Below are 13,238 nucleotides of genomic sequence, written 5' to 3' on the forward strand. Positions count from 1 at the left end.
CTGCAAGTTTTCAACTACTTTTAGGTTTACGCATATGCTGGGAATTAATAGGGCCGAGAACTTGATTCAGGTCGCGTAATTGTTCAGCCGTACCCATACAAATTAGCGTATCTCCCGATATTAAAATTGTGTCGCCGGTTGGACCACCAATAAGATTACCATCGAGACGGCGGATAGCTAACACCAACGCGCCAGTTTGCGATCGCAGTTTGGCTTTTTGCAAGCTTTGACCGACGAAGGGACAAAAGGCTGGGTCAAGTAAAAATTCTTCCATATAAAGTTGGCGGTCTGCACCCGTGAGAATCCCATCCACAAAGTCTAAAACCTGTGGTCTGAGAGCCGCAGCCGCCATCCGCTTTCCACCAGTAATATAGGGTGAAATTACTGCATCCGCACCCCCACGCTGTAGCTTTTGCAACGCTTCTTCTGTACTAGCTCGTGCGATCGCCCGGATTCCCGGATTCAAAGTCTTAGCAGATAAAACAGTATATAAATTTTCCGCATCAGAAGGGAGAGCCGCAACTAAACAAATGGCTCGCTCAATCCCCACTTTCAGTAATGTATCATCCAAGGTAGCATCCCCTTGAAATGCAATGTGTCCTTCATTTTGCGCCCTATCGATAGATTCCTGTTCTGAATCAATCACCACAAATGGGACACCTTCAGAACGAAATTCCTTGGCGATTTGCCGACCTGTCCGACTAAATCCACAGATGATGTAATGTTGTGATAGAGATTCCATTAACCGCCTCTGTTGTCCTAGTCGAATGCCTTGTTGAAAGTAGCCTTGAATTACTGCTTCTGTAAATCTATTGACAATGTAACCAATATTGACCACACCTAACAAAATCAAGGCAATAGTAAACAACCGTCCTCGGCTACCCAAGGGATTTGTTTCACCATATCCCACAGTCGCTAAAGTGATAACAGTCATGTAAGCCGCATCTGCCCATGACCAGCCCTCTACGAACTTGTACCATAAAGTGCCAATCAAAAAAACACCGCCGAGAGCGATCGCCCCGGCCATTAATTCTTTTTGAATTCGTTGGTACTTTTGCTCAAGAGTTGAATACAAAGTTATATTTCACCACTACCCATGCTTTGAGGATATATAATGTTAGACCCAAGTGAAAGATGAGATGCCGTAAATCCAAAGCAATTTTGTAGATTTTCTAGGAAACTAGTAAGTAAGTATACGATCTAAAATTCTTAGGAGGAGAGGTAGTGAGCCTACAAACTCTACTTGAGCAAGGCGCAAACCCCCCAGAGTCAGGTTCTGTTGCATCTAACCCCTTTAGTACAGATAGCTTTGACTCAGCTGTCATGTCTACCTATTCCCGGTTTCCCATTGCCCTAGAACGGGGTGCTGGATGCCGTGTTTGGGATACCCAAGGCAAGGAATATCTAGATTTTGTCGCTGGAATTGCTACTTGCACTCTAGGACACGCCCACCCAGCAATGGTAGAAGCGGTGACACGCCAAATCCAAAAGCTGCACCATGTTTCTAATTTGTACTACATCCCCGAACAAGGGGAATTAGCCGAATGGATTATTCAACATTCCTGCGCCGATCGCGTATTTTTCTGCAACTCTGGCGCGGAAGCCAACGAAGCCGCAATTAAGCTGGCGCGTAAATATGCCCATACAGTTCTAGACATTGAAAACCCTATTATCATTACAGCCAACGCCAGTTTCCACGGGCGGACTTTGGCAACCATTACCGCCACGGGGCAAGCAAAGTATCAAAAATACTTTGATCCCCTAGTACCTGGATTTCATTACGTCCCCTATAACGATATCAGTGCAGTGGAAACTGCCGTGACTGAGTTGGATGAGGGTGATTATCGCGTTGCAGCCGTTCTCATCGAACCATTGCAAGGGGAAGGTGGTGTACGTCCGGGAGATGTAGAATACTTCCAAAAACTGCGGCGACTCTGCGATGAAATTGGCATTTTGTTGATGTTCGACGAAGTGCAAGTTGGTATGGGACGCAGTGGTAAACTCTGGGGTTATGAACATCTCGGTGTTGAACCAGATATTTTCACCAGTGCCAAAGGTTTGGGTGGTGGTATCCCCATTGGGGCGATGATGAGTAAGAAATTCTGCGATGTGTTCCAACCAGGGGAACACGCCAGCACCTTTGGGGGTAATCCCTTTGCGTGTGGGGTGGCGTTAAGTGTTTGCCAAACTTTGGAGAAAGAAAATATTTTGCAGAACGTGCAAGATAGAGGCGAACAGTTACGGGCTGGATTAAGTGCGATCGCCGCTAAATATCCCCATCATATAACTGAGGTGCGGGGTTGGGGTTTAATTAACGGTATGGAATTATCAGCAGACATCCCGCTAACTGCGCCGGAAGTCGTCAAAGCTGCCATCAATGAAGGTTTATTACTTGTACCAGCTGGGCCAAAAGTGGTACGGTTTGTACCGCCGTTAATTGTCACAGAGGCAGAAGTAAATACTGCCTTGCAAATTTTAGAGAAAGCGATCGCAACTGTAACGGCGTAAATCCATATCCTTCCTCATGTAGAGACGCGATCCATCGCGTCTTTAAACACCATTTATGATGCCTACTTACTGGAGAAATTTTCTACAAAACTTTGATGTTCTGTACTTGTCAAACCTTGCTGCAAAACTTCTAAGACTTTAGCTAAATTTCCGCTTAATAATGCTGATATATCTAAATATAAACCTGGAAAGACTTGAGAGCAAATCAGACCATCAGCATTGGGTGCAAGCTGGATATATTCTCCTTCCTGTAACTTGAACCAATCAAATTCACCGTCATAAACTCGCCACACTAAATATTCTTGCACCTGATTGCGGCGGTATACTTTTAACTTGTCATGTAAATCCAGAGAAACACTGCTAGCGGCAACTTCCACAATTAACTCTGGCGCACCTTCAATATAATCATCATCGCTAATACGTGCTTGTCCTCCATTAGTAATGAGCAAACAAGCATCGGGTTGAGGTTCATTATCTGCATCTAAGCGCACCGTTGCATTATCACCCAACTCTACCCCATCTGTAGCCGATTCATATAGGCCCAACCAAGTCATGATATAAGCATGAGGTTTGCCATGACTTCTGAAACGTAACGGAGATGCCATATAAACAATTCCTTCAATCAGTTCCGCTTTTTTAACTTCAGGCATAGCATCATAACGACGCTCAAATTCTACACGGGTGAGTTTATCACCGTTTTCCAAAGGCGGAAGAGTTGAGAGAGGAGTGATAACTGCGCTAGGACGTGTCATCATAGTTTGATCCACAGCAATTTAACTATTAATATCATTGTCAAGTGAAGTACCCACAGACTCCGCTTGCGCTACGTCTGGGGCTTCGCGTCTCATTCGCCGTTGCCTCCTTGTACAAGTACAGATTGGTCTTACACAGCGTCTCTCGGTTTACACCGTTTATCTCCTCAAGGGATAACCCGCGCAGCCATCCCACTTCCTGGGACAGTTTGATTACTTTTCGTCCTACTCGCCTTGGATTTACGACAATGGTCAACCAGCTAGGTTTTCAGATTCCCCGATCTACCGATTTATCTGCGGCAAGGTTCGTACACCTACTTTGAAGTTAGCCTCTCTGTTCAATACGGTCGGGTGGGTCAACAACCATGAGTATTTTCCCACATTCTCGTTGTGTAATCAAGACCCGCCCTTGCTTTCATCCCCCAGTTACGAAGACTCCACTGGGGGACTTCCCACAAGGATTGTTAAAAAATAAACAGGACACCGGCAACAGACAACAAAAATATTTATCTTTCACCTGTCACCTGTCACCTGTCCCCAGTCCCCTATCCCCTATCCCCTAAACTACCGGATGCTGCCCATAATAAGGTAAAGCCTCCGACCAATGAGGACGCTTACCCAATTGCCAATCAAAATAAGCTAGTTCTAAAATACTAGTTACAGTTGCGGCTAATCCAGATTTGGCAACAATTAACTGATAGTCAGTTTTCCAGTTAGCCAGGGTTTCTTGCCATGCTTCTGGGGTAAAAACAGTGTCAGCCAATAAAGTGATTAAGCCAGAATTATCGGGAGAAGGTTGATAAATCGCACCAAAAACCTGTCCTCGTTGCGCTGGCATTTCCACTGCGATCGCTGTAGCCTCCTGATTTTTGCTAGCATAAGACCAAGCAACTGCCGCTAAGGTAGAAATTCCCAACACAGGAATATCTAATTGTTGTCCTAAAGTCCGAGCCAAAACAACACCAATACGCGTTCCTGTAAAACCTCCAGGGCCTTGAGCAACTGCCAGAAACCCTAAGTCTGTCCAAGTTTTTGGTTTTATAAATTCGATTAAATATTGATGTACGTAACTCGATAAGTCCCGTCCTAATTCCCAAACCTGAGAACGAGTGTCCCCAGCAAAATTACTAATTGCTAAACCCAGTTCGGGAGTAGTGGTATGCAATGATAAAGCGTATTTTGTGGGTGTGAGGTATTCTAGTTGTATAGTCAAAGTCAATTAAAATATTGATGTTCTAAAAATAATATAGGAATCCTCTGTGATTTTTGAAAAAATTTAGGATACCTCCTATCACTTTTTATTGTTTCCCTGTTTTCTTGCGGATAATAATAGTCGGATACAATTCCATTCATTGGTGGGTTGGGTTCTTGCACCTCACTCAACCAAGAAACGCTACAAGTAGGGTGCGTTCGAGGTAGCACCTCATTTCTGGTAGCATTGCGGATCAAAGAAAAGCGATCGCCATGACTATCTACTTAAGGCACTGGATACAAGCAAAAAAAAATTGTGTAATTAATTCTGTCTCAGTAGTTAAATTATCTTTGAGAAACATTACAATTTCACTTAAATTTGCAATAGATTTATCAAGATTAAAGAAAGTTTAAACAAAAACCAAAAGATAGTCATCCACAACCTCAAATCTAAAACTTGCAATTGGCTACTCCACCGATTCAATAGACCTCTTACATAAATACTTAAGCTGTCATGTTGAGCGAAACATCTCATTTTCGGACTTTTGCAAGAGGTCTAATGATTCACAGTTTTGCTAAATTTTGCAATGCAAGGCCAGCAAATTGTAGATTTTCTAACCATTTTTAAACATTTTTTAAAAAAATCAAAAAAACACAAATTACATGAATATTGATTCACTTGAACAAGGTGTCATCCTTGTCGTCGATGACACTCCCATAAATTTAGAAATGCTTTTTGATTTTTTAGCTAATACTGGATATAAAGTATTAGTTGCCGAGGATGGTGAAAGTGCTTTGGCTACAGCCGAATACGCCCCTCCTGACTTGATTCTCTTAGACATTATCATGCCAGGAATAGACGGTTTTGAAACTTGTCATCGTTTGAAAAGTAATGAATTAACAAAAGACATTCCTGTCATTTTCATGACTGCTCTTTCGGAAACAGTAGATAAAGTCAAAGCTTTAAGTCTTGGTGCAGTAGACTATATCACTAAACCACTACAACACGAAGAAGTTTTAGCCCGCCTCCAACTCCACCTCAGACTAAGAAACCTGACAAAAACACTGCAAGCACAAAATCAACGTTTAGAAGTGGAGATTGAGGAGCGCACACAAGCAGAAAATAAATTAAGAGAACAAGCAGCTTTACTGGATATTACAACAGATGCAGTGCTTGTTAGAGACTTTAATGAGCATATATGTTTCTGGAATAAAGGCGCAGAAAATTTATATGGCTGGCAAGCACAAGAAGTCATTGGTAAAAATGTTCATCAGTTACTGTATTTACCGGAAACTCTTCCCCAACTACAAAATGTCTTGAATAATTTGGCTGAGTGTGATTTTTGGTATGGTGAATTGCATCAAGTCACCCGACAAGGTAAAAAAATTATTGTTGCTAGTCGCTGGAATGTGATGCGCGACAAAAATGGTCAACCGCAATCAATTCTCACAGTGAATACAGACATTACAGAGAAAAAACAACTCGAAAGTCAATTTTTACGCGCTCAACGACTAGAAAGTATTGGTACGCTAGCTGGTGGTATTGCCCACGACCTCAATAATGTATTGACTCCCATTTTAACAGCCGCGCAACTACTACAAATAAAACTCCCCAACGTTGACGATCGCTCTCAACGGATGTTTAAAACTATAGAATCTAACGCTAAACGTGGCGCAGCTTTGGTCAAGCAAGTGTTGCAGTTTACCCGTGGCGTTGAAGGTAAGCGCACAATTGTACAAGTTAACTACCTGTTCTCAGAAATCAAGCAAATTGTCCAAGAAACCTTTCCCAAATCTATTGAATTTTCTACGAATATTCAACCAGAACTTTGGACGGTAATTGGAGATACTACCAATTTGCATCAGGTACTGATGAATCTAGTAGTTAATGCTCGTGATGCTATGCCAGAAGGTGGTAGTTTAAGTCTCTGTGCCGAAAATTTATTGATTGATGAACATTATGCCCGGATGAATCTTGGTGCTAGTGTCGGACATTACATTGTAATTTCCATTACAGATACAGGTATCGGTATAGAACCAGGAATATTAGATAGAATCTTTGAGCCTTTTTTCACGACTAAAGACGTTGGCAAAGGTACGGGGCTAGGTCTGTCAACAGTACAGGGCATCATCAAAAGCCATAATGGTTTTGTAAAAGTGTACAGCGAAGTCGGAAAAGGCACAAAATTCCAGGTATTTTTACCAGCAGTCGAGGCAGCAGCAAACTCATCTTTAGAAGACCTGGAACTACTCAAAGGGAATGGCGAATTAGTTTTAGTTGTAGATGACGAAGCCAAAATTCTGGAGACTACCAAAATGTCCTTAGAGGCTTATAACTATAGCGTATTGACAGCTGAGGACGGCATGGAAGCGATCGCACTTTATGCCCAACACCAAGATAAAATTAGCTTGGTATTAATGGATATGATGATGCCTGCTATGGATGGTAGTGCCACTATTCGCGCTTTACAAAAAATTAATTCCCTGGTCAATATCGTTGGTGTCAGTGGTTTGGTAAGTAGTCATCAACTGACAAAAAGTGTGCGAGTGAAAAAGTTTCTTGCTAAACCCTACACACAAAAGGAATTGTTAGAAACTTTACACAATATACTCTCCCAGACATCGAAAACCCCGCAAAGGAATCTATTAGAGAAAAGAGCATAGTACCACTACGCGGAAGTCAAAAGTCAAAATGAATACAGCGTTAAAACAATTCGCAATTGTTTGTCAAAGTTATGAGAGCTAAAATTGACAATCAAGTGCTTTTTTTGCACCATGAAGACTTACCAGAGTTTAAAAAAGGCGGTTCTGTAGTTAGAAACTCTTATTTTTGGGCATTGCGTTCAATTGCTGGTCGTTCTACCCGTTATCGTGATTGGGAATATGAGCCAGAAGTATGGCTAGCACTGACGCGAATGCTGTTATCATTTGCAGAATCTGGATACCTAGGTTATAGAGAAACTATCTTAGAATTTCCCCTATCCCAAGGAGAAATTCCTGATGTATTGCGAGACGTTTCGACTTGGGAATAGCACCACAATAATGGGCGATTGCCTGCGGCACGCTGCGCGATCGCACTTTAACAGAGACAATCAGTCAGGCGATCGATCGCATCTTGCTCACGGCAAGGTTTTTAATTTGGCGATCGCCTACAGCACAGTGCGCGATCGCTATTTACCTCAATCTTTCCTTGAAGCAAGTGGAGTAGAGGCTTAAAAACCTTAATTTTTCGTTGAGCTTTCCAGATATTTAAGCCCCTCTCCGCGTCGGAGAGGGGTTGGGGAGAGGTCATCGAAGTCACGTTAAAATTAGAACAGACATAGGCAAGCGTAACGTTATTATTGCCGGCGAGTCATTGCCATTACAGTATTAACTGTGAGTTCCGGTAGATTGCCCAACACTGGCAAAACTTCTCCTCCTGAACAAACCATCGGTAAGTTATCCCCTTGCCAGACCCAAATTTGTTGACTGGCTGGGTCAATTAACCAGGCGAGTTGTGTGCCGTTGGTTAAGCAATGGAGAATCTTCTTCTGTAAGTCTAGGGTGCTTTGGTCGGGCGATCGAATTTCAATCAACCAGTCTGGTGCGCCATTGAATGGCCCGTCTTGATCGGGAAGACGTGCGATCGCAATGATGGAAATATCCGGTACAGGTGAATAGGGAGGCACCAAACAGCGTAGCTCTTGCACAGCCTCAAACTCGTCGGTATGTTGATTGATGTAATTAACTAGATTGCGTTGTAGGCGCGAGTAAAAGAGGGTCGGCATTGGCTTTTGGATTACACACCCATTAATCAACTCCCATGCCGGAGAAGATTCAATGTTGGGTTGAGATAGAAACTGGGCGAGTGGGGTAGTGATAAGTGGATTCATAAAATTTTTCCCACAACTTCGCTACTCTTGTTTGTCCTGTGTTGAAGCTTACAGTTTTCTATACTACCTCAGTTAAGTGTAATCAAAACTTGAGATGCGATCGCACTTTAAGAGAGACAGTCTGTCACAAGAAGAAATGCGATCGCAATTTTGCTGTTGTGGGGGCGATCGCAGTTGCCAATGTGCCAGTTGCTTAGGAAGACTATAGCTGTTGTAGAATCTGGCTTACAGACGATATCGGGATCAACGTACTTGCAAAGTCAGCATCACGAGTGACAATTGCGTCCAAACCTTGAGTAAGAGCGCATCCCACCTGAACAGCATCTTCAAAATCTGTCATTGCAAGAGTTAGAGCAACTTCTAAAACAGGCCGATCAACTGAGCAGATTTCCATAACAGCTAGTATGCTTGATACAGCTTGTCTTGCACGTTGAATATCCTGGGTTTGTCTTCTAGCAATGTAGAAGATGTCAGTTAAGGTTGTAGCAGTCACATAACCAACCACTTGACCAGAACCGATCGCATCAAATAATGCCTCTGCATCTTGCAAAAATGGCTCTCGTTCTAGCAAGAAATCTAACACAATATTTGTATCAACTAACACCCTCACTTGAGATACTTCTCCAATCGTCGTGCTTGCAACATTTCCTCAACTTGAGCATCTGTGGGTGAAGGTTGATCTGTTTTCAGCAAACCCCGCATTTGCTCAATTAAGGCTTTGCGATTGGGTTGAGAACTAAGCGTGTTTTGTAGAGAGTCAATAATTGCGCTAACGAGTGCAAGGCGATCGCTCACCGATAGTTTGAAAGCTTGCTCTTTAAGTTCTTGGAGAGACATCAGGCTACTTTACATTCTTGGGTTATGCGCGGAAATCTTTATTGAATTATATCTTACTGACTGTGGTTGATTTTTCCCAAAAGCAAGCGATCGCACCATTTTCAAAATATGAAAATAGAGAGGCGATCGCACTTGAAGAAAAAACAGAAGAAATGCGATCGCCTCTTGTTCACTAGCAGGTAAGGTTTTTAATTTGGCGATCACCTACAGCACGCTGCGCGATCGCACGTTCAAGTAACTCAGTCATCAATACCGCTCTCTGACAGGGAAAACGATATTTTATCCATTATCGCCTTACTTCAGTTCAAGAAAGCGATCGCTCTCGATAACTGATGAAAAAAGCTATCGCCTTTCAGCATACCTGAAAAAATAGCGATCTCCTCTTTGCTTCGCTCGCCATCTTGTCGAGCGAAGCAAAGAGGAGAGAAATATTGATATCACCCGTCATTTTCGACTTGGTGCATTATACGAAATTAGAAATTAGTTCAAGCGTTATCTTCAACCTCTTAAAATTAAAACCAAAAGAAAGTAGGTTGGGCTGCACTTTGTTTAACCCAACACAGGCATATAAAAGATACTTGCATAAGTGGCTCGCCGTTCTAAAAATCCTAGCCAGCCGCGTTGTATTATTTGTTGCTTAACTAACTCGTAGCTCCTATTGGGAATAACTAGTATCATGAGTGCTTTTTTCTCGATTGTGATAGTTCCAAGCTTCTGAACATCCAGCGCAACAGAATCCAAGAATCTAGGTATATCCCCTTCTCGAAAAACACCAAAGGCTTTAAGTTCAACCCAAAGTTCAGGATTGCCTTGCACAACCAAATCACAATACCCTCCGTCGGCATAAGGTACTTCTCTCTCTACTGTCATCCTCCTTGCAAGGCTCAGACGTACCCAAAGCTCACATTGGAGCCACCCTTCCCATCCTCCCTTGCTTAAACAAATAGCGTCCACAATATGAAGGTTTAAAATTTCTTCAATTAAGACCTCTAGTAATTCCATACCTCATTTCCTAATTAATATTGACTGAATACAAAAAAAAGAATTGAAGAAATTCGGCGATCCAAGAAGACTATGAATCACATTTCTTAAATTCTGAATTACGTTTTCATTCCTACTTGGAAATCATAGTAGGACTAGTCAATTTTTTAACATCGTCAAAAGAATTTTGAGTGAATTCTTCAATCAATTTTTTGATATCTTCAATGTCGCCGCGCACTAGTGTACTGTTGATAGTCAAGATGGTATCAAAGTAGTTCATTTTGAAATCGAAGCTAGAGACTGTTTGCTTCGCAATCACAGCTTGCCAAGATGAATATTCTATTTTAAGATAAAACAGCCTAATTTTCCCAACTAAAATTTTCTCTGGAACTCCCTCAATTTCTAATGGCTCAATGTAGTTAGTCAATATTAGGTGATCGAGGGTCTGAGTCTCTGATTCAAACTTGAGTTGGAGATTTTTCAGAGTTTCTGTAACTTGAATTAATATTCCATCCAGCTTTTTGATACTATCCTTCTGGAAGTTAAAGGAGTCAAACAATGTGGTTAAGAAATCCAGGTGAAAATCCGCTTGCGTGACATTCTTGCTGAAGGAGTACCCCGTAGTTTCACTGGGGATAGCATATTTACCGAGCCTACGCGTAAATGTGTCATTGAGTTTAACCGTCTGTGCCGTAATGAAAGCACTAGCTTCTTTTGGGTTTGTGATGTCGAACTGTTGCGGATGCTCTTTGTAGACTTCTTGCATCGCAACGACATTTGCCAAGGAACTTAATGTAAGCATGTCGGTATATATCTCTAGCGCATTCTGCGTTGGTTTGCCAAGTTCATCGGCAGCAAGCCCAGTTGTGTCTACAACAGCTAATGATGTCGAGCCTGGAGCTTTCTTTGCGGACTGAACCATCGAGAATAAATCATCAGATTCGTTATCTGATTTTAATAATGCAGTAGTACCTGGTCGAAATTGAGTAAGATGTGAAGCCCTGTAAGTGCTAATCATTTCGTCCAAGAGGACAACTTCTTTGAATGATGTCATGTTCGTCTCCGTTACGCTTGATGTATTTTGAGGAGTTGTTAATAATGATGATTTTTAGTCTCCACCTTTACCCTCTCCTCATCAACCGAAGTTGATGAACTTAAGAACTAAATTAATAACTTATGTTCCGAATTCCCTAAATCAGACACAAGCAGCGTGACTTTCTATGAATCCAGCCACCGATATTCGAAGAAGAGCGATCGCACTCATTAAGCCGTATCTCCACAGTAGCGATCGCACCAATCAAGCCAACACAGTTGTGTCAAACAGACCTAGACATCAGGGATTTGCGATCGCCTACTGAATCACTGTACGTAAAATTACTTAATATCTATACAACCATAAAGCAAGTAACATAAAATTGGCTGCATAAATCTGCTTGATCCAGTGTAATCACTGAACGTGATCATGGTCTTAAATGGTGTTTTGTATCGGTGTAAATAGCAGCCAAACATACATCTCTCATCTGTGAGGTTTCCCATGAAATCCCAACAAAGAAGCCGGAGACGTGGTGTCATCTTAACCACCCAAGGATTACAAAAACTCCAAAATGCAAAATCTCAATCAGAACAAAATGAAAATTTCGATAAGCGTTATACCGGCGAAGATTTAGGCTTTCGCATGGGGTTAGATCCAGATACAGTAGCGAAGGTATTTGCTTGCGAACTAGGAGTAGATAAGCAAACCTTAAAGTATTGTTTCGCTGCATTTAACCTGCAACTTGAATCCCAAGACTATCAATTTGCCAACTCTGATAAAAATCTAGAAAAAACTAACACACAAATCCAAAATTCGTCAGATTGGGGAGAAGCACCAGATGTCTCCCTGTTTTGCGGACGTAGTGAAGAACTAGCCACCCTAAAGCAATGGATTTTAAATGAATGTCCTACAAATAAAGCATTACCCTGCCGTTTGATTACTTTATTGGGTATGGGTGGTATCGGCAAAACTTGGTTATCTGTCAAACTCACACAACAGCTTCAGGATCAGTTTGAGTTTGTGATTTGGCGATCGCTCTTACCTCGTCCTCCCCTCAAAGATTTATTATCTGACCTCATTACTTTCCTATCCAATGGACAAGACACAAATTTACCCGATAACTTGCACAGTAGAGTTTCACGATTGATTGATTATTTACAACGCCACCGTTGTCTTTTGGTATTAGATGGGGCGGAGGCTGTATTACAAGATTGTGCAACTTACAAGTCTCCTTGCAGGAGTTGCTTCTGGTTTCCAAAAACAGGAAATCAAGAGTATCGGGAATTTTTTCAGCGTCTGGGAGAAGTAGCTCATCACAGCTGTGTCATCCTCACAAGTTGTAATAAACCCAAGGAAATTACATCTTGGGAAGGTGAAACTTTCCCCGTGAGAGCCTTTCATCTCTATGGCTTACAAATGCCAGATATTCAGGAACTTCTCAACGCCAAAGGTAATTTTGAGGGTTCTCCAGAAGATTGGGACAAATTGGTAGAGTGTTATGCAGGCCATCCTCTGGCTTTAAATCTTGTTTCTAACACTATTCAAAACTTATTTGCTGGTAATATTGGTGAATTTTTGCAGCAACAAACCCCGATTTTTGGAGAATTATCCCACTTGTTAGAACAGCAATGGCAATGCTTATCAGATACACATAAACAAGTTCTTAAATCCTTGGCATTTCATTGTCAACCAATTTCATTTACCGAATTGCGATCGCAACTTGCATCTTCCATCTCACCTCAAACTTTATTAGCAGCACTAGAGTCTTTGCAAGCGCGATCGCTGATTGAAACCAATGGAGCTAGGTTATCGCTACATCCTTTAGTCATGGAATATTTGAATTCCCAACTCATCCCAGAACACAATATCCAAATCCAGTCAAGTATCTTGCTTGAACAACAGCAACTACAATTTGTCATTTAAATAGAGGGAAATATGGGTGTAGGGGTGTAGGGTTGTAGGGGTGTAGGGGTGTAGGGGAAGGAATATTAATGACTAATGTAGGGGCGGGTTTAACCAAAATATCTGTTTGACAACGTGAATATCTCACAGAACCCGCCCCTA

At 42.0% G+C, this 13,238-nt stretch carries 16 protein-coding genes; 7 read left to right on the forward strand and 9 right to left on the reverse strand.

Annotation, left to right across the window (positions count from 1 at the left end):
- Positions 1-10: 10 nt before the first annotated feature.
- Positions 11-1,075 (reverse strand): potassium channel family protein, encoded by a 1,065-nt coding sequence (locus L6494_RS02445; RefSeq protein ID WP_330911063.1) that lies wholly within the window; start codon positions 1,073-1,075, stop codon positions 11-13.
- Between the two features lie 149 nt (positions 1,076-1,224).
- Here L6494_RS02445 and L6494_RS02450 point away from each other — a divergent pair, with 149 nt between their 5' ends.
- The gene (locus tag L6494_RS02450; RefSeq protein ID WP_237991286.1) at positions 1,225-2,508 is read left to right on the forward strand and encodes an aspartate aminotransferase family protein; all 1,284 of its coding nucleotides are present in this window, start codon (positions 1,225-1,227) and stop codon (positions 2,506-2,508) included.
- Between the two features lie 62 nt (positions 2,509-2,570).
- Here L6494_RS02450 and L6494_RS02455 read toward each other — a convergent pair whose 3' ends face one another.
- On the reverse strand, positions 2,571-3,263 hold the full coding sequence (locus L6494_RS02455; protein WP_237991287.1) for a Uma2 family endonuclease: 693 nt from the start codon (positions 3,261-3,263) through the stop codon (positions 2,571-2,573).
- Positions 3,264-3,819: 556 nt separating this feature from the next.
- Positions 3,820-4,473 (reverse strand): tRNA (adenosine(37)-N6)-threonylcarbamoyltransferase complex dimerization subunit type 1 TsaB, encoded by a 654-nt coding sequence (gene tsaB / locus L6494_RS02460; RefSeq protein ID WP_237995762.1) that lies wholly within the window; start codon positions 4,471-4,473, stop codon positions 3,820-3,822.
- A gap of 641 nt (positions 4,474-5,114) precedes the next feature.
- On the opposite strand from tsaB, the gene L6494_RS02465 reads away from it, so the two are divergent.
- The 3 genes from L6494_RS02465 (at position 5,115) to L6494_RS02475 (ending at position 7,667) form a co-directional block, all read left to right on the forward strand.
- Entirely contained in the window at positions 5,115-7,115 is a 2,001-nt protein-coding gene (locus L6494_RS02465) for an ATP-binding response regulator (RefSeq protein ID WP_237991288.1), read from the forward strand.
- A gap of 71 nt (positions 7,116-7,186) precedes the next feature.
- Entirely contained in the window at positions 7,187-7,483 is a 297-nt protein-coding gene (locus tag L6494_RS02470) for a hypothetical protein (protein WP_237991289.1), read from the forward strand.
- A gap of 10 nt (positions 7,484-7,493) precedes the next feature.
- The gene (locus tag L6494_RS02475) at positions 7,494-7,667 is read left to right on the forward strand and encodes a hypothetical protein (RefSeq protein ID WP_237991290.1); all 174 of its coding nucleotides are present in this window, start codon (positions 7,494-7,496) and stop codon (positions 7,665-7,667) included.
- 122 nt (positions 7,668-7,789) lie between these two features.
- Here L6494_RS02475 and L6494_RS02480 read toward each other — a convergent pair whose 3' ends face one another.
- Positions 7,790-8,323, reverse strand: coding sequence for a Uma2 family endonuclease (locus L6494_RS02480; RefSeq protein ID WP_237991291.1), 534 nt, complete (start codon positions 8,321-8,323; stop codon positions 7,790-7,792).
- 38 nt (positions 8,324-8,361) lie between these two features.
- Between L6494_RS02480 and L6494_RS02485 the strand changes: the two genes are divergently transcribed.
- Positions 8,362-8,520 carry a hypothetical protein gene (locus tag L6494_RS02485; protein WP_237991292.1) on the forward strand — a complete coding sequence of 53 codons (159 nt, stop codon included), beginning with the start codon at positions 8,362-8,364 and terminating at the stop codon, positions 8,518-8,520.
- A 5-nt stretch (positions 8,521-8,525) separates the two neighbouring features.
- Here the strand turns inward: L6494_RS02485 and L6494_RS02490 are convergent, their stop codons facing one another.
- Both L6494_RS02490 and L6494_RS02495 read right to left on the reverse strand, forming a co-directional pair.
- On the reverse strand, positions 8,526-8,933 hold the full coding sequence (locus tag L6494_RS02490; protein ID WP_237991293.1) for a type II toxin-antitoxin system VapC family toxin: 408 nt from the start codon (positions 8,931-8,933) through the stop codon (positions 8,526-8,528).
- Positions 8,930-9,160: a hypothetical protein gene (locus L6494_RS02495; RefSeq protein ID WP_237991294.1), complete on the reverse strand. Its 231-nt coding sequence runs from the start codon at positions 9,158-9,160 to the stop codon at positions 8,930-8,932. Before L6494_RS02495 ends, L6494_RS02490 begins: the two co-directional genes overlap by 4 nt.
- Before the next feature lie 41 nt (positions 9,161-9,201).
- On the opposite strand from L6494_RS02495, the gene L6494_RS30825 reads away from it, so the two are divergent.
- Entirely contained in the window at positions 9,202-9,336 is a 135-nt protein-coding gene (locus L6494_RS30825; RefSeq protein WP_269139279.1) for a hypothetical protein, read from the forward strand.
- A gap of 373 nt (positions 9,337-9,709) precedes the next feature.
- Here the strand turns inward: L6494_RS30825 and L6494_RS02500 are convergent, their stop codons facing one another.
- On the reverse strand, positions 9,710-10,162 hold the full coding sequence (locus L6494_RS02500) for a hypothetical protein (RefSeq protein ID WP_237991295.1): 453 nt from the start codon (positions 10,160-10,162) through the stop codon (positions 9,710-9,712).
- Positions 10,163-10,274: 112 nt separating this feature from the next.
- Positions 10,275-11,195 (reverse strand): hypothetical protein, encoded by a 921-nt coding sequence (locus L6494_RS02505; RefSeq protein WP_237991296.1) that lies wholly within the window; start codon positions 11,193-11,195, stop codon positions 10,275-10,277.
- Between the two features lie 480 nt (positions 11,196-11,675).
- Here L6494_RS02505 and L6494_RS02510 point away from each other — a divergent pair, with 480 nt between their 5' ends.
- Positions 11,676-13,097 carry an NB-ARC domain-containing protein gene (locus L6494_RS02510; RefSeq protein WP_237991297.1) on the forward strand — a complete coding sequence of 474 codons (1,422 nt, stop codon included), beginning with the start codon at positions 11,676-11,678 and terminating at the stop codon, positions 13,095-13,097.
- Here L6494_RS02510 and L6494_RS30830 read toward each other — a convergent pair.
- Positions 13,090-13,224, reverse strand: a complete 135-nt coding sequence (locus L6494_RS30830) for a hypothetical protein (RefSeq protein WP_269139280.1) — start codon at positions 13,222-13,224, stop codon at positions 13,090-13,092. The two genes, L6494_RS02510 and L6494_RS30830, sit on opposite strands and share 8 nt — an antisense overlap.
- Positions 13,225-13,238 lie beyond the last annotated feature (14 nt).

Origin of the sequence: Nostoc sp. UHCC 0870, from assembly GCF_022063185.1 — a bacterium.
Lineage (GTDB): Bacteria > Cyanobacteriota > Cyanobacteriia > Cyanobacteriales > Nostocaceae > Trichormus.

What these genes read in the sequence shown, in the direction of transcription:
- L6494_RS02455 (WP_237991287.1), bottom strand. Translation starts at nt 3,263, where the DNA reads ATGATGACACGTCCTAGCGCAGTTATCACTCCTCTCTCAACTCTTCCG.
- L6494_RS02465 (WP_237991288.1), top strand. Translation starts at nt 5,115, where the DNA reads ATGAATATTGATTCACTTGAACAAGGTGTCATCCTTGTCGTCGATGAC.
- L6494_RS02470 (WP_237991289.1), top strand. Translation starts at nt 7,187, where the DNA reads ATGAGAGCTAAAATTGACAATCAAGTGCTTTTTTTGCACCATGAAGAC.
- L6494_RS02475 (WP_237991290.1), top strand. Translation starts at nt 7,494, where the DNA reads ATGGGCGATTGCCTGCGGCACGCTGCGCGATCGCACTTTAACAGAGAC.
- L6494_RS02480 (WP_237991291.1), bottom strand. Translation starts at nt 8,323, where the DNA reads ATGAATCCACTTATCACTACCCCACTCGCCCAGTTTCTATCTCAACCC.
- L6494_RS02495 (WP_237991294.1), bottom strand. Translation starts at nt 9,160, where the DNA reads ATGTCTCTCCAAGAACTTAAAGAGCAAGCTTTCAAACTATCGGTGAGC.
- L6494_RS02500 (WP_237991295.1), bottom strand. Translation starts at nt 10,162, where the DNA reads ATGGAATTACTAGAGGTCTTAATTGAAGAAATTTTAAACCTTCATATT.
- L6494_RS02505 (WP_237991296.1), bottom strand. Translation starts at nt 11,195, where the DNA reads ATGACATCATTCAAAGAAGTTGTCCTCTTGGACGAAATGATTAGCACT.
- L6494_RS02510 (WP_237991297.1), top strand. Translation starts at nt 11,676, where the DNA reads ATGAAATCCCAACAAAGAAGCCGGAGACGTGGTGTCATCTTAACCACC.